We start from the raw sequence: 16,162 nt of genomic DNA on the forward strand, positions 1-16,162 counted from the left end.
CCATGCCGGATCTCGACTCGGGCCATATCTTCCTGACGACGCTTGCACCGATCCGCGACGGCACCTGTGCCGACGGACACGGATCGTGGCGGCAGCGGGTGCGCAACGCGCTGATGGAACTGCCCACCGCCCAGCAGAGCCCCGCGACGATCAAGTCCGGCATGACCAGCCCCTTTGCGCGCAACATGCGCACGCACCTTGCACGCATGTTCGTGCTGGATGACGTGGTCTACAACGGGCGCGAGGGGCACGACGCCATCGCATCGACCCTGCGCAGCCTGACCGGGGACAAGGACGCCGGCAATCCCGCGATCCCGCAGCACACCGACTTCCTCAATTGCTCATACCTCGTCTTCTGTGCCGACATCGACGCGGTGATAGTGGACGGCGCGCCGCTTCCGACCACGCTGACCGCAGCCGAGCAAAGGGATGTACGCAAGTCGTATGCAATGGAGCTGTGGCGCACCATGGGGGAGGAGCTGAGCGCGATCTATTCCAATTGCGTGGGCTTCGACGACATCGACACGGCCGAAAAGTTCGCCGATTACCTCGACCGCTGCCACGTCGAAACGACGATGCCGTTCCACGACTACTACATCGACGACCCGTCCGGCGCCTTTCACCGGCTGCCGCTCAAGGCGCTGGCCGCGGTCGTCGGCATTCCGGCCGTCGTCACGCTGCTGGCCCTACTCTGGGCGCTCTTCACCAGCGCGCCCATGCCGGTGGTCGGCAGCAATCCCATCTGGACGGCGCTGATCGGCGGGGCGCTCACCTTCGGCGCCTTCGTGGCGTCGGTCAGATACGCCATCGCGAACGGAGAGAAACCTTTGCCGCCCGGGCCTTACGACGATCTGCGTTCCGTTCTGAAGGCGCTCTACGTGCAGCAAAGCTTTGCCGATCTGGTCATCGACATGCAGGGCGCCTCGCCCGAGGCAATCCACGCCGCCTACGGCAGATGGTCCGCCGCGCACCGTCCCGCGGATGTGACAGGGCCAAGCCAGCCGCCCGGGATCATCGAGACACCGCGCGCCGCCAGACCGGCGGAGGGCGCGGCATGAGCTATCGTCTCGACCTCGATGACATCCAGGGCAATGTCGTGCGTGCATACGGAAAGTATTCATATCCGTTCGCGCGCTACTTCTTCCTCAACATATCCGACCCGGCGAAGGGACGGGCGTTCGTCGGAGAGGTGTCGAAACGCGTGACAACCGCCGCCCGCTGGCCAACGCCGGACGCGAGGCCGCGCTGCACGCTGAACATCGGCTTCACCTTCTTCGGCCTGTTCCGGCTGGAGGTCCCGACCCGCACATTGCAGGCGCTGCCCGAAGAGTTCATCGCAGGTATGAAGGACCGGGCCTTCCTGCTGGGCGACCGTGACCAGACGATGACCGAGGATCAGGCCGATCGGCAGAACTGGGACGGCCACTGGGACCCGATCTGGCAGCGCAACCGGCGCGGCGACGGGTATGATGACGACAACGTACACATCTGGATTTCGCTGAATGCGCTGCGTGACATAACGCCCGAACACACTCTGGACGGCAAGCCCGATCCCAAGCTGACCCGCATGGATCCGGTGCCGGAGTTGGAAGAGACGACGCAATGGCTGCGCGACCTCTGCGCGGCCAATGGCGGCGTGCGCATCCTGCCGGGCAACGGGCAGGACGGCAGCGCCGATTTCCACCCGGCGCAAGCGGTCTTCGACAGGTTCGGTGACGTGTGGCTGCCGACGCCCAAGGAGCACTTCGGCTTCACCGATGGCATTGGCGACCCGATCTTTGCCGGGCAACTGCCGGAGAAGGACGAGAAGGAAGCCGTCATCGGGCGCGGCAAGCGCATGGGGAAAGGGTGGGAGCCGCTGAACCCCGGGGAATTCATCCTCGGCCATCCCGACGAAAGCCAGGAATTGCCGCCCACCGCAAAACCGCCTGAGTTCATGCGCAATGGCAGCTTCATGGCATACCGCAAGCTGCACGAGAACATCGGCAGCTTCCGGGAGGTCATCGCCACGGAGGCCGACCGTTACGCCCGTGTGCAGGGCATCCTGCCGGACGAGGCACAGGTGACCCTGCGCGCCCGGATGGTCGGACGCTGGCCGGACGGCATTCCGCTGGCGCATGCCCCCACGTTTTCTGACTGGCAGACGGCCCGCGCGGAAACCGGGATGGACGACCCGAATCCGCTGAAGGCCTACGAGAACCAGATTGCATACATAAAGAGTACAAGATCTTCCGACTTCCGCTACGCCGATGACATGAAGGGGTACAGGACACCGCCGGGCGCGCACATGCGGCGGGTGAACACGCGCGATTACCTCGATCCGCTGAACGCGCCCGAAGGCGACAACCCGCAGGCCACGACCGCGCTGAACAAGCGGCGCCGGATCATGCGGCGCGGCCTGCCCTACGGCGCGCTGCCGCCCGACCAGCAGACCGATAAGACCGAGCAGGGCGTCACGATGATGATCATCTGCGCCTCGCTCTTCCGGCAATTCGAATTCATCCAGCAGCAATGGATCCAGTACGGGCTGGATTTCCATCAGGGCAACGACACCTGCCCGATCCTCGGCAACCATGACAAGCACCGCCGGATGGCCCTGCCCGCCGATCCGCAGGGCGGTGGCTGCCCCTACACCATGAGCCAGCTCAAGACGGTGGTGGAGTGCCGCGGCGGCGACTACTTCTTCATCCCGTCGATCACGGCGCTGAGGATGCTGACCATGGGGGTCATCGACCCGACCTAGACGATCTCCGTATCGGACGCCCGTTCAAGGACGACCGTCAGCCCCATCAGTTCGTTGTCCTGGATAAAGTACGGCGCGATCACCAGCGACATTTCCTCATTGTCGACGGTGAACCGGACCTTGCCCGTCTCCCGCCGCTTCAGGACCTCGCTGCAATTGTCGATGAGGCGGGGAAACGAAGCGTTCGGGAGTTGCACCTGGCTGATGTGGCCAAGGTGGGCGGCGCGTTCGGACAGGCCGAAGATCTCGATGGCCCGCTTCGACGCGCTCTTGATGTTGAGCATCTGGTCCAGCACCAGCAGGGGCAGCGGCAAGGCCTCGAGGATCGCGACCTGTTCGACGACCAGCTTGTTCAGCTCGTCGGTGTTGATCAGCAGTTCCTCGTTGACGGTGATCAGTTCCTCGTTCGTGGACTGCAGTTCCTCGTTCGAGGTCTCCAGTTCCTCGTTCGTGGACTGCAGCTCCTCGTTGGTGGATTGCAGTTCCTCGTTGGTCGACTGCAACTCCTCGTTGGAGGTCTGAAGCTCCTCCATCGTGATCTGCAGGGCCTCGCGCGCATCGGCCAGCTCGTTCTCGACATAGGCGAGATAGCCCGAGGTCTCCTTGTTGTCGCCGTGGCTTTCGCGTTCCGAACTGATCTCCACCAGGTCGGTCTCGATGGAGACGAGGACGTAGCGCGTCTTGCCGTGCGGGGGCAGCGTCATGGGATAGCAGCGCAGGCGGGCACGGTTGAACCCTTGGCCGAGGATCTCTCGCCACAGGCCGTCGCGGGCCTTGTTGTACTTGAGACAGAGCGGGATGAGGCTGGCCGCCTCAGAGGCCAGCGCCTCCTTCAGGGTGTTCGTGGTAAGCCGTCCGCGCACCTCGTCGGTCACCTTGGTGAAGGCACTGATGTCTCCGAAGATCCGCACGAGGTCCTTCTGTTCGTTGGCGAGGAACCCGACAGGCGCGACCGACGACGCCAGCACCTCGAACATTTCCTCGCTGCTGGAGTTCAACTCGCCGTTGCCATACTCCTTGCGCTTGTCGCGCTTCTGACGGCGGGGCGGGACACCGAAACGCACCAGCGCCTTGTGATCGAACGACGCGCTTGTCCGTTTGCAAAACAGCCGCATCCGCTCGGCGACCTGTTCGAAATAGGGTGCCATCTCGCCCACGTTTTCGGACGTCCCGAGGAACAGCAGTCCGCCGGGCCGCAGCGCGTAGAGGATCCGCGACATGACCTTTTCCTGCAGCGAACTTTCGAAGTAGATCAGCGTGTTACGGAAGCTGACCAGATCGATCTCCGAGAACGGCGGGTCCTGAAACACGTTGTGGTGCGAGAAGAGCACCATCTTCCGTATCTCCGGCCTCACACGCAGGAGGTTGTCGCTGAGGGTGAAGTAGCGGCACAGCATGGATTCCGGGATGCCCGCAGAGGCCGACGCCGGATAGACCCCGGCCCGCCCGCGCGCCAGCGCCGCGGCATCAAGGTCGGTGGCAAAGATCTGGACGCCGCGTTCGCGCTCCTTGCCGGTCAGCTTCAGCGCGTCGGCAATCAGGAACGCGATGGAATACGCCTCTTCCCCCGAGGCACAGCCCGGCACCCAGACACGGATCGGCCGGTTGCCGACCTCGGCAAGATAGCGGCCCAGTTCACGCCGCAGCGCGTCGAACTGTTCGGAATCGCGGAAGAACCGCGTGACCGAGATCAGCAGGTCGCGGAACAGCGCGTCCAGCTCTTCGACATTGGTGCGGCAGAAGCTGACGTACCGCCCGTAATCGTCGAACCCCATGGCGATCATCCGGCGCTGGATGCGGCGGCTGACGGTCATTTCCTTGTAGTGGCGGAAATTGACCTTGGTCCGCGCCTGCAGCATGTGGAACAGGTCGTCGTATTCCGTCGGTTGCTCGACAAGCGCCTGTAGCTCGGAGAAGTCGCGCGGATGCGCGAGGATGGTCTTCAGCTGCTCGCCGATCTGGCGCGGCGACAGGATGAGGTCGATTGCTCCTGTCTCCACCGCCGAGGCAGGCATCGTGCCGTATTTCGCCGAACTGCTGTCCTGCGCAATTGTGATCCCGCCGGCCTCGCGGATTGCCTGAACGCCATAGCTGCCGTCGCTGCCGGTGCCCGACAGGACGATGCCGACGCTATGCTCTCCGTAGGATTCGGCGATGGACCTGAACAGCCGGTCGGCAGAGGGTTTCGGCTCTGCCGGCAGGCCGGACGGCGTGCGCAGGTGGACCATGCCGTCTTCCACGACCAAGTCGCTTTTCGGCACCGGGACGTAAATAGTGTTCGGCTCGATGGGCAGGGATTCCTGCACAGCCTTCACCGTCAGGCGCGTCTCTCTCGAGATCAGGGTGGGCAGGACGCTGGCATGATGCGGCGATATGTGCTGCGCGAGGATGTAGGCGCAGTTGAGATCCGTCGGCAGATGCTGGGCAAGCAGGGACATCGCTTCGAGCCCCCCGGCCGAAGCGGCGATGCCGACCACGGTCTGCTGTTGTTCAGTCTCGCTCATTCAGTGTCCCCGGTACGGCGCGCCGAGCCCTCCGATCGCCGTTAAACTATTCTTCACCTATCATCGTTTACACATGCTTAACGTGACGAATTCGGACGCGGGCGCGCGCCGGAAAAAGACAACGAATGGCATGGAATCGTTGCAACCATGAATGGATTCACCCCCAACGACTGCGGCACGATTGAACTCTGGCTGTTGCGCTCGGACCCGGACGAGATCTGGCACCTGGCAAATGCGCGTCTTCGCGGCCGGATGCACTCCAACCGGATGGTCCCCGACGCGCCAGTGCCGCTGGAGGAGGTTTTCCAGCCGGTGATCGTGCAGATCCTTCTGGGACACCTTCAGTGCGTCGAAGACACGGCGGTGTTCAGCCAGTCGGATTTCCAGGTCCGGATACCCGGTCTGGCTCTGCACGGATTGCGTGTGCTGACCCATTTCAACCGGGACGGCCACGCCTCTGCCAACATCCGTTTCGTGCGCAGCGTCGGCGACAGCTCCGCCATTTTCCAGAAGAGCTATCGCACCGACCCGGCTGCGGACCACAGCCTGAGCGACATGGCCCTTCCCGTGCTGCAGGAACTGCTGTGCCCGGCGCTGGAGGCCTTCGATCACATCCTCGAACACGGGCTTTCAGAGCAGCAGACCGAGCTTTTGCAGGCCCGGGTCAAGACGATGCGCTCGCGGCGCGACGAGCTTTCGGATTACATCTCACTCCTGACCCGTTACCTCGAAGCGGTGGGCAACGATCCCGAGGAAGACAGGGACGCCCTGCACATCGGGCTGGACCGGGACGTGCCGGCGGTCGGCAGCGCGGGCAGGAACCGGGACATCGCCGCGCGGGTGATGTCCCGGAAAGGCACGCTCCACTGGACGGCGAAGCGCGGCATGGTGCGGGGGGATAATCTTGGCATCCTGCATGGCCATCAGAAGGCCATCGACACCATCAGCTGAACGCCATCACAGGTGCCGTCAGCAGGGGGCGCCCAGTCCAAGCCGGCCCAACACGCAGCGGCTCTCGTCGCAGATGCCTTCGAAGCCCTGCTGCTCCTTGTAGTGGGCCAGGGTGACAACCGCGTCGTACAGGGCCCATCCGCGTGCCCGGCGCCAAAGGTCGTCGCTTGCGCCAAGGGCCTCCTGGAAGTTCGACATCTCCCATTCGGGCACCCAGCGCCACGCCACGGCCACGTCCACCGCGGGATCTCCCACCGCCGCGCGGCCCCAGTCGATCACGCCGACCAGTTCGCCGTCGCGGACGATCATGTTCGACGCGCGCAGGTCGCCGTGCAGCCAGCGCGGCTTGCGCACCGGGCTTGCGTCCAGCGCGCTGAGCCAAGCCTCCCGCGCGGATTCCGGCTCGATCTCGTCGTCCATCTTCGAGAAGCACGTCAGCACCTGCTGTGTCACTTCCTTCAGGTTGACGCCGCGATAATTGTTGGCCTCCCCGGCGAGGGGCGCGTCCCGGGTCGACTTCTTCCAGAGCGCCTTCAGGAAGGTGGCGAGGGTCTGGACCGCCTCGGCCATGTCGGACACCTCGGTCTCCTCCGCCTCCACGCCGTCGATCCAGTCGACGATGGTGAACGGCCAGTTGAACTGCTGCGTCGGCGCGCCCAGCAACCGGGGAACCGGCACTTCCAGCGGCAGATCGGCAAGGCGCGGCAGCCAAGTGGCTTCGGTTTCGAGCATCTGCACGACTTCGGGCCGCCGCGGCAGGCGCACGGCCCATTTGTCCCCGAGCCGGAACATCGCGTTGTCCGCGCCGGAGGCGGCCAGCGGCTGTACCTTCTGGCCACGCCACTTGGCGCCCTGGGCTTCCACCAGGGACCCGACCAACCTTTCGTCGGAAAGGATAACGACGTCGTGCATGTCGTCACTCCGGTAATTGACCACTCCACATAGACGTTTGCACGAAAGCCCGCCAAAGGCCAAGGCCACGAATGGATATGTGTCAGACCCGGACGGGTCCGCCACGCATGGCCTTGCTGCCGTGCCACAAGAGATAGACGGCGGCGAGCCCGAGCGCCGGAAGGAAGATCGCGCCTGCCTTCATCATCACGGCCACGGCCAGCACGAGACGCAGGATGGCTTCGGGCAGTCCGATGGAGCGCATGTCGAATCGCGCCAGCGCCCCCGCCATAAGGTAGAGCCCGAGCGCCAGCCGCGCGCCGACCGACGCGAGGCCCAGCCAGTCGATGCCCGGTCCGTAGCCCTCGATGTAGACCTGCGCACCTGTCGAGGTCGCAGGGTCCAGCTTTGCCGAATCGATCAGCAGGAGCTCGGGGTAGAAGGCGAAGACGAACGGCAGGACGAACATCACCACACCGGCGCGCACGGCGGCAAAGCCCGTGGCCATGGCGTCCGCCTTGGTGATCGACGCCGCCGCGAAGGCCGCGACGGCAACCGGCGGGGTGATCGCGCTCGCCACCGCGAAGAAGAAGATGAACATGTGCGCGGTGAAGGTCGCGATGCCCAGCCCCACGACCAGCGGCCCCATCAGCAACGCCACGTTGACGTAGGCGGGCACCGTCGGCATCCCCATGCCCAAAAGGATCGCCAGCAGCATCGTCACGAAGAGCGCCGCGAAGAGGAAGACGCCGCCGCCCTGCACCTCGGCTCCGAAGGCGCGCAGCAGGCCTAGCACGTCCCGTGCGACAAATCCCGACAGCCCGGTGAAGTTCAGGCAGAAGTCGATGACGGAGACCGACAGGAACATCAGGTAGAGGGTGGCGATCAGCACGCCCGCGTCCGCGAAGGCCCCGATCAGCGCGCGCGGCGCCTTGCGGAACTCGGGGTCGAGGCAGAACAGAGCGACCAGTAGCAGCACGGCCCACCAGCCCGCGGAACCGGCGTCGCCGGCCGAGTTCTGGATGATCTGGAGCAGGAAGGGCAGGCTCTCCGCGACGCAGGCGGCCCCCTCACCGCTGCGCTCGACGCCCAGCAGCGTACCGAAGATTCCGCAGCCCACCGCCTCCTTGGGGGTGATGAGCAGCATCAGGATCAGGAGGATCGGAAGCAGGATCATCAGCAGGTTCAGCCGGTCCTGCCCGTTCAGCATCATCTCGGGTGTCTTGTCGCCGACGGCCTCGATGCCCTGCTTGCGGGCCTGGAAGTGGACCGTCAGGAACAGGCAGCCGAAGTAGGCGACGGCGGGGATCACCGCGGCGATGATGACCTCCCGGTAGGGCACGACGGTCATGGCCGACAGGACGAAGGCGGCAACGCCCATCACCGGCGGCATGATCTGCCCGCCGGAGGAGGCGGCGGCCTCGACCCCGCCCGCGAAGGTCTTCGAAAACCCGCGCCGCAGCATCATGGGGATGGTCAGGACGCCGGTCGACAGCACGTTCACCACCGGCCCGCCCGAGATGGTGCCGAACAGTGCGCTCGACACGATGGCGGCGTGGGCGGGCCCGCCCTTCAACCGCCGGGTCCAGAGGAACGCCAGCTTGATCAGCGACTTGCCCCCGGCGGAGATTCCGAAGAGCGACCCCAGCACGATATAGGGGAAGACCGTCGACAGCAGGATTCCCATGAACCGGCCCAGCAGACCCTGGGCGTTGTTGACGAGGATGTCCTCCACGTTGGGGCGGCCATCCATCAGCGAACGCGGCTCTCCCCCCAGCTTGGTGATGAGGTACTTGTTCATGTCCTCGGACCCGAAGAAGTACCAGATGCCCACGGTGATCAGAGTGTAGGCGAAGATCAGGATCGCCACGGCCACCAGCGGGAAGCCCCAGACCCGGACGTTGTAGCCAAGGAAGACCGCGATGCCAGCGCCGACGATGGCGAAGATCCAGACACCGAGCGTGCGGATGCAGGCGGGGTCATCCACCGAGGTCGGTGCGGGCAGCCCATAGAGCTCGGCGAATTCCTTTTCATCCTGCAGGGCGCGGGCGATCAGTTCGGCCCGCTCGCCGGTGAACTGGTCGATCATGCAGACCGAGTCGATCTCGATCAGGTAGGCGGCGGACAATGCCACGGCCATCGTCACCAGCGCGATGTCCATGAAGGCCCCGAAGCGGCGGCGGCCCGGGCCGAAGCCGCGAACCGTCCAGTCCGCCCAGAACGAGTGGTTGCACGCCACCGTCAGCATCATCAGCACGAAGGCGATGGGATAGAGCCATTCGTAGGGGAATTTCCGGATCGCGAAGGCCGGGTTGCCGGTCACGTCCTGCGCCCAGGCGTCCAGCCCGGGGATGGACGGAATGGTGTTGAGCATCCCGATGACCACGAGGATCAGGCCAAGCGCCTGCGCGGCACGTTTCAGGAACGGCATCTTGTCCGACATCTCAGGATCTCCCGGCAAAGGGGGCGGACCACGCGGCCCGCCCTGTCAGGTCACTTCGCGCAGTCCGGGACTTCGTACCCGGCTTCTTCCCATGCGGCGATGGCGCCGGGGTGATACTTCAGCGTCAGCGCACCGCAGAACCCGGTGATCCGCTGATCCAGCACGTCGAAGTTGACGTTGCCCGCGTAGGGCGCGCGCTTTTCCAGTTCGGGGATCGAGGCGATGTAGGCCGCCGTGACCTCCTTCACCAGATCTTCGGGCAGGTCGGCGCGCACGTAGGTGGCAAACGGCACGCCGGGCGAGCGGAATGTGTCGTCCTCAGAGATCACGTTCACGCCCTGGTCCGGACCATAGCCCATGTCCGCAATCTTGACCTCCACCGGGCTGTTGCCGGGGGCCGAAAGGAACTTCTGCATTCCTTCGCTTTCCCAGATGTCCTTCGGGAAGGACACGATGTTCACGTCACCCGCGGACAGCGCCATGACGACGCGGTCGGAGGGGAAGGTGATCGGCACGAGGAACGCCTCGGCAGAGCCGTCGACCAGCGCGGTCGGCAGCTGCCCCCAGTTGGTCTGGTAGCCGGTGTAGTCCTCGCCGTCCTTGAACCCGCCCGAGCCCAGCAGGATCGTCTGCCGTCCGAGCGTCAACGCCGCACCGCGCGGCGGGCCGTTCCATACCGTGCGCCCCTTCAGGTCCTGGTAGGAGGTGATGTTCGACGCGACCGGCGCGAACAGCCCGTAGGCGCCCGCGTTGAAGGGCGCGATGGCACGGATGTTCTGCACAAGGTCCTTGCCGCCCTCACCGATGTTGGAGAACGGCCCGCGCCCGTTTTCCAGCAGGAAGTAGAGGATCGTGGGCGCCGTCACCATGTCGGACTTGCCCTCGGCCACGTTGACCATGGAGTTGGTGGCGGTCTGGCCTTCCTGCACCTGCACGTTGGCCACACCCTCGCGGGCGAGCACATCGGCGAGGTGCATCATCATCAGGTGCGGCGAGTTGCCCGCGCTCGATGTTTCGGCGCTCAGGTTGGCCTGCGCCTGCGCCGTGACACCCGTCACCGCAAGGGCGCCTGCAACGGCAGCCGTCTTCAAGAATGTCTTCATGGTTCTCCTCCCCAAGACATGGTTTCCTTTGTCATTCGCCGGGTGCGCCAGGCCTCCCGCCGCGCATGTCCCGGGCCTTGCGCCCGGTGTACTTGGCCGTGATTTCCTGCGGCAGCTCGGTCTCCTCCACGATCCCGATCAGCACGCCGGTACGGCCCGGCCCTGCAGTGCGCTCCTTCACGAAGGAGTCGTTCGACATGGTCGTTCGCGCCGCCGGGCGCCGCGCCCAGGCGTGCAGGCGGTCGTACATCCGCGCCCGGACATCTGCGTGGGCCTCGCTCGCGCCCAGGTCTTCCATCTCATGCGGGTCGTTCTTCAGGTCGAACAACATGGGCCGGTGACCGCTTTCGAAGTGGATCATCTTCCAGTCGTGGTCCGCGACCATGAACATCCGCGACTGATCCGGATGCAGCCCCAGCCGGCCGGCCAGCGGACTGCTGGAATAGTCGTATTCGCAGACCACCACCTCGCGCTCAGGCGCCGCGCCGCCGCGGAGCATCGGCAGCAGCGACTGCCCTTCGAGGATGTGATCCAGCTTTGCCGGATCGCCGCCAGCCACCTCCACGAAGGTCGGCAGGAAGTCGATGCACTCCACCAGCGCGTCAGAGGACGTGCCGCGCGTGGCATCGGCCTCCGGCGAAGGGTCGTAGACGATCAGCGGCACCTTGACCGACGCCTCGTGGAAGAAGGTCTTTTCCCCCATCCAGTGGTCGCCCATGAAGTCGCCGTGGTCGGAGGTCACGACGATCAGCGTGTCCTCCATCCGGCCGGTTCGCTCGAGAAAGTCGAACAGCACGCCCATCTGGTCGTCGCACTGCTTGATAAGGCCCATGTAGGCGCGCAGAACCTTCTCCCGCACCTCGTCGCGGGCCAGCGCCTTGCCGACGGGCGCGTTCTGGAACCCCTTGAACACGGGGTGATCCGTCTCGCGCTCCGCCTCCGAGGCTATGCGCGGCAGGAAGTCCTGCGGCCCGTACATCGACGCATAGGGCTCCGGCACGATGTAGGGCCAGTGCGGCTTGATGTAGGACAGGTGGCAGCACCACGGTCCTTTCGCCTGCTCGATGAATTCGATGCCGCGGCGCGTCAGGTACGGGGTCTCGCTGTCCTCCTCGCGGATGTTCGCGGGCCGGTCGGAGTTTTCGAGGAACCAGCCGGACAGCACGTTGCCGTCGTCGTCCAGTCCCGAATTGGCATAGTCGTGCCAGGGGTTGTCGCTGTCGTAGCCCTTGCCGCGCAGGTATTCGTTGTACTTCAGCGCGCCGCCCTCGTCATAGAGCCCGTCCGGCCCCTCCGGGCGCATCCCGTCGTCACGTTCGAAGATGTCGAAGCCGCATTCGCTGACCCGCGCGCCGATCACGCTGTCCGGTTCCAGCCCGAGGCGGCGCATCCCCTCGGCGTCCGCCGCCATGTGGGTCTTGCCCACCAGCCAGCAGCCCATGCCCAGATCGCGCAGATGGTCGCCCATCGTCAGCTCGCCGACCTTGAGCGGCACGTTGTTCCACGATGCGCCATGCGAATGCACGTAGCGCCCGGTGTAGGTCGACATCCGCGACGGTCCGCACAGCGGCGACTGGATCGTGCAGCGGTCGAAGCGCATCCCCTTCGACGCCAGCCGGTCGAGGTTCGGCGTCTGCAGATGCGGATGGCCGTAGCAGCTCAGGTAATCCCAGCGGAGCTGGTCGAACATGATGAACAGGATATTCTTCGGAGCCGCCATGCGCGCCGTTCCCCTCCCCTTGGACTGTCGCGCTCTGACGGCGCCATACCATCAAACTACCGGCCGGCCCCGGAAACATGAAATCGATTCTGCGCGTTATCTATATCGGATCGGATATAGATCGGGGTTGTCAGGCATAGTCCCGTGCCACGATCCGCACCGCATCGGCAAAGCGCGCGGCCTCCGGCGACAGCGCTCGCCCCGTGCGGAAGGAGATGCCGACCGACCCGGCCAGTTCCTCGCCCGACAGGCCCAGCTTTACCAATTCGCCCTCCGCGAGTTCCCGCCGGATCGCGCCCAATGGAATGGCGGCGACGGAGGGCGTCTCCCGCAGGAAACTGCGGGTAAACTCGAAAGACACTGTCTCGATCTGCCTGCGGAACCGTGCCAGCCCCCGCGCCGTCATGAACTTGTCCAGTTCCCGCCGGATGATTGTCCCGCCCAGCGGCACCACCACCAGTTCGGCGCCCACCTCGGACAGCGTCACCTCCCCGGGCCGCGCCGCGAAAGGGTGGGTGTGGTGCACGGCAAAGACGATGTCCTCGGGGTACAGGTGTTCGAAGCTGACGCCCTCCATGTGTTCCAGCGACAGGAGCCGGCCCAGCAGCATGTCGATCTCGCCCCGGTTCAGGCGCGTGATCAGTTCCGACACGTTGGCCCAGTGCAGTTCCAGATCGACGTCCGGGGTATCCGCCTTGAACATGACCGACGACCGCATGGCGAGGGTTCGCGCCACGTTCGGCAGCACACCCACCGACACCCGCGGCACCGCCGCCGTGCCACCCGCCAGGCGCACACCCTCTTCCATCTGCGACACCGCCGGGTCGAGGTGCCGGCGCAGACGTTCGCCCGCCTCCGTCAGCGTCAGCCCGCGCCCGCCGCGTTCGAAAAGCGGCTGCCCGACGAGGGCCTCCAGCTCGGCCAGCGACCGCGAGACGGCGGGCTGGGAGGAGTTCATCTCTTTCGCAGCGGCAGTCATCGACCCGCAGCGTGCGATGGTCAGGAAGCAGCGGACATGCCGCATCCTCAGACGGTTCAGCAAGTTGACCTCCCCCTTGGGTCCGGGGCCAGCCTAGCGCCGCCCCGGGCAAAGGTCACGCCGTCAGCGGTTCTGCCGGTGCGGGCGCCTGCCCGTCGTAACCGCCCCAGACCGACTGATCGAAGTGGATCACCGCGCCGGTCATCATGCCGCTGTCGTCCGACGCCATCCACAAGACCGCCTTGGCGACCTCTGCCGGTTCCAATAGCCGCCCGAAAGGCATCGTCGCCGCCATGCGGTCGATGAAGCCTGCATCGCCCTGCTCCGCCTCCTGCAGCGCGCGCTCGTTGTCGGAGTTCATCCAGCCGATATCGAGCTGGTTCACCCGTATGCCGTTGCGCATCAGCGCAAAGCCGGAGTTCCGCGTCAGCGTGGCCAAAGCCGCCTTGGACGCGCAATAGGGCGCGATGAACGGCTGCCCCGCGTGTTCGGAGGTGGAGCCGATGTTGACCATCGTTCCCTTCACCCCATTGCGTTCCATCAGTTTGACCGCGTCCTGCATCAGGAAGAACGGCGCACGGGTGTTGACCGCGAACATGCGGTCGAACATCTCGGGCGTGGTGTTCAGCAAATTGCCCCGGTCGGTCAGACCGGCCGCATTCACCAGGATGTCGACCCGGCCGAACGCCTTGTCCACGGCGGACATGATGGCCTGCACGTCCTCGACATTGGCAAGGTCGGCGGCGATCATTTCCACCGGGACGCCGGTCTCCTCGGTGATCGCGGCGGCGACCTTCCGGCCCTTGTCCACGCCGCGCCCGACAATCGCGATACCCGCCGCACCCGCTTCTGCGAACAGCCGCGCGATGGCTGCACCCAGACCCTGTGTGCCTCCGGTGATGACGGCGATCTTTCCATCTATGCGGTTCATCTTCATACCCCCTGCCGCTGCCTGCGGCGCAATGCTTCCTGTCCGTCGCGCGCCTTGCGGACGCTCTCCCGTTCGTTGATTTCCGGCACGCCCACGTACCAATCGGCGCCGCCGTCGGTCCAGACATGGGCATCCGTCTCGATCACCAGAACGGTGGTTCGGTCGGTCGTCTGCGCCCAGTCCATCGCGGTTTCTAAGTCGGCGAGGCTTTCGCAGAACCGCGCCTCTGCCCCCATCGCCCGCGCGTGGGCGGCAAAGTCGACGTGCAAGGGCGCATCCCGGTTCTGTACCCGTGCATCCTTCAGCAGGTTATTGAAGCCGGGCACTCCCATGCCGGTCTGAAGCCGGTTGATCACGCCGAACCCGCCGTTGTCGCAGACCACCACGATCATCTTGTGGCCGGTCAGCACCGTCGAATAGATGTCGGAGTTCATCATCAGGTAGGACCCGTCGCCCACCATCACGATGGGCACCCCCTTGCCGTTCTTCGCCATGGCGTGCCCCCAGCCGCCCGCGATCTCGTAGCCCATGCAGGAAAAGCCGAACTCGAGGTCGTAGGTGTGGGGCGCCTTGACCCGCCAGTTCTTCGCCGTCTCGCCCGGCAGTCCGCCCGCTGCGGTCACCATGGTGTCGTCGGGCGAGGCCTTGCGGTTCACCACGCCGATCACCTGCGCATAGGAGGGCACCGCCGCGTTGGTGGGTTTCTGCCCCTCGTCCAGCGCGCGGTTCCAGTCGGCATACAGCTCCTGCGCGCGGGCCATCCGCGCCGGATCGCAAGCCCAGTCTCCCAGCGCCTCGTCCAGTTCGGTGATGCATTCCAGCGCGTCGCCGACCACCGGCAGGGCAAAGTGTTTCGACGCATCGAACCGCGCCGCGTTGATGTTCAGGAACCGCGCGTCGGGCGCAAAGGTCGTCCAGGATCCGGTCGTGAAGTCCTGCATCCGCGTCCCGACGGCGATCACGACGTCCGCGGTTTCTGCCAACTCCTTCGAGGCATCCGTCCCCTCGATCCCCATGGCGCCGGTGTAGGCCGGGTGGTCGTGCACCACGGCGCCCTTCCCGGCGATGGTCTCGGTCATCGGGATGCCGCGCCGCACGGCGAAATCGGCCAGCGCCTCGCCCGCACCGGAGTAGCGCACCCCGCCACCCGAGATGATGAGCGGGCGCTTCGCCCCCTTCAGCAACTCCACCGCCGCTGCGACCTCCGACCTTGCGGGACGGGGGCGCGGGATGGTCCAGACCTTCTCGGCAAAGAAGGCTTCGGGGTAGTCGTAGGCGATTTCCTGGATGTCCTGCGGCAGGCCGATGAAGGCCGGGCCGCAATCGGCGGGGTCCAGCATTGTCGTGACCGCCTGCGGCAGCGACGACAGGATCTGCGCCGGATGCACGATCCGGTCCCAGAATCGCGACACCGCCCGGAAGCCGTCGTTCACCGATGTGGAGGGGCAACCATAGTGCTCCACCTGCTGCAGCACCGGGTCGGGCAGCCGGTTGATGAAGGTGTCCCCGGACAACAGCAGAACAGGCAGCCGGTTGGCATGGGCCACGCCCGCCGCGGTGATCATGTTGGTCGCCCCCGGCCCGACCGAAGAGGTCGCCACCATGATCTGTCGGCGGCGTTTCGCCTTGGCAAAGCCTACCGCGGCAAGGGCCATGGACTGCTCGTTCTGGCCGCGCCATGTTGGCAGCCGGTCCTGGACCTGTTCGAGGGCCTCCGACAGGCAGGTCACGTTGCCGTGGCCGAAGATCCCGAAGACACCCGCGAACAGCGGAACGCGCTCGCCGTCGATCTCGGTGTGCTGGGCGCAAAGCCAGCGCACCAGCGCCTGCGCCATGGTCAGGCGGACTGTTGCCGTCATACCGATTCCTCCTCCTCTTTGGGGAAAAACCTACGGAA

11 protein-coding genes are annotated in these 16,162 nt (G+C 65.4%); 3 read left to right on the top strand and 8 right to left on the bottom strand.

The features are described 5' to 3' along the window. The first annotated feature begins 2 nt into the window (after nt 1–2). Together QNI11_RS19465 and QNI11_RS19470 are read left to right on the top strand one after the other, a co-directional pair. On the top strand, nt 3–1,058 hold the full coding sequence (locus QNI11_RS19465) for a hypothetical protein (protein ID WP_283981408.1): 1,056 nt from the start codon (nt 3–5) through the stop codon (nt 1,056–1,058). Beyond that, nucleotides 1,055–2,743, top strand: a complete 1,689-nt coding sequence (locus QNI11_RS19470) for a peroxidase (RefSeq protein ID WP_283981409.1) — start codon at nt 1,055–1,057, stop codon at nt 2,741–2,743. The genes QNI11_RS19465 and QNI11_RS19470 overlap by 4 nt, the downstream gene beginning before the upstream one ends. On the opposite strand, the gene QNI11_RS19475 is transcribed toward QNI11_RS19470, so the two are convergent. Further along, entirely contained in the window at nt 2,740–5,247 is a 2,508-nt protein-coding gene (locus QNI11_RS19475) for a chemotaxis protein CheB (protein WP_283981410.1), read from the bottom strand. The two genes, QNI11_RS19470 and QNI11_RS19475, sit on opposite strands and share 4 nt — an antisense overlap. 147 nt (nt 5,248–5,394) lie before the next feature. Between QNI11_RS19475 and QNI11_RS19480 the strand changes: the two genes are divergently transcribed. After that, nucleotides 5,395–6,198, top strand: coding sequence for a hypothetical protein (locus tag QNI11_RS19480; protein WP_283981411.1), 804 nt, complete (start codon nt 5,395–5,397; stop codon nt 6,196–6,198). Nucleotides 6,199–6,216: 18 nt separating this feature from the next. Here the strand turns inward: QNI11_RS19480 and QNI11_RS19485 are convergent, their stop codons facing one another. From QNI11_RS19485 to iolD, 7 genes are all read right to left on the bottom strand, one after another. Next, entirely contained in the window at nt 6,217–7,110 is an 894-nt protein-coding gene (locus tag QNI11_RS19485) for an aminoglycoside phosphotransferase family protein (RefSeq protein ID WP_283981412.1), read from the bottom strand. A gap of 82 nt (nt 7,111–7,192) precedes the next feature. Further along, the gene (locus tag QNI11_RS19490; protein ID WP_283981413.1) at nt 7,193–9,532 is read right to left on the bottom strand and encodes a TRAP transporter fused permease subunit; all 2,340 of its coding nucleotides are present in this window, start codon (nt 9,530–9,532) and stop codon (nt 7,193–7,195) included. Between the two features lie 50 nt (nt 9,533–9,582). After that, entirely contained in the window at nt 9,583–10,635 is a 1,053-nt protein-coding gene (locus QNI11_RS19495; RefSeq protein WP_283981414.1) for a TAXI family TRAP transporter solute-binding subunit, read from the bottom strand. 31 nt (nt 10,636–10,666) lie between these two features. Further along, entirely contained in the window at nt 10,667–12,355 is a 1,689-nt protein-coding gene (locus tag QNI11_RS19500) for a sulfatase-like hydrolase/transferase (RefSeq protein WP_283981415.1), read from the bottom strand. Nucleotides 12,356–12,485: 130 nt separating this feature from the next. After that, a complete protein-coding gene (locus QNI11_RS19505) occupies nt 12,486–13,397 on the bottom strand; it encodes a LysR substrate-binding domain-containing protein (protein WP_283981416.1) in 912 nt (303 codons plus the stop codon). Nucleotides 13,398–13,449: 52 nt separating this feature from the next. After that, nucleotides 13,450–14,265 (bottom strand): SDR family oxidoreductase, encoded by an 816-nt coding sequence (locus QNI11_RS19510; protein ID WP_283981417.1) that lies wholly within the window; start codon nt 14,263–14,265, stop codon nt 13,450–13,452. Nucleotides 14,266–14,267: 2 nt separating this feature from the next. Then, the gene (iolD, locus tag QNI11_RS19515) at nt 14,268–16,124 is read right to left on the bottom strand and encodes a 3D-(3,5/4)-trihydroxycyclohexane-1,2-dione acylhydrolase (decyclizing) (protein WP_283981418.1); all 1,857 of its coding nucleotides are present in this window, start codon (nt 16,122–16,124) and stop codon (nt 14,268–14,270) included. Nucleotides 16,125–16,162: the final 38 nt, after the last annotated feature.

Source organism: Sagittula sp. MA-2, assembly GCF_030126985.1.
In the GTDB taxonomy this organism is placed as follows: domain Bacteria; phylum Pseudomonadota; class Alphaproteobacteria; order Rhodobacterales; family Rhodobacteraceae; genus Sagittula.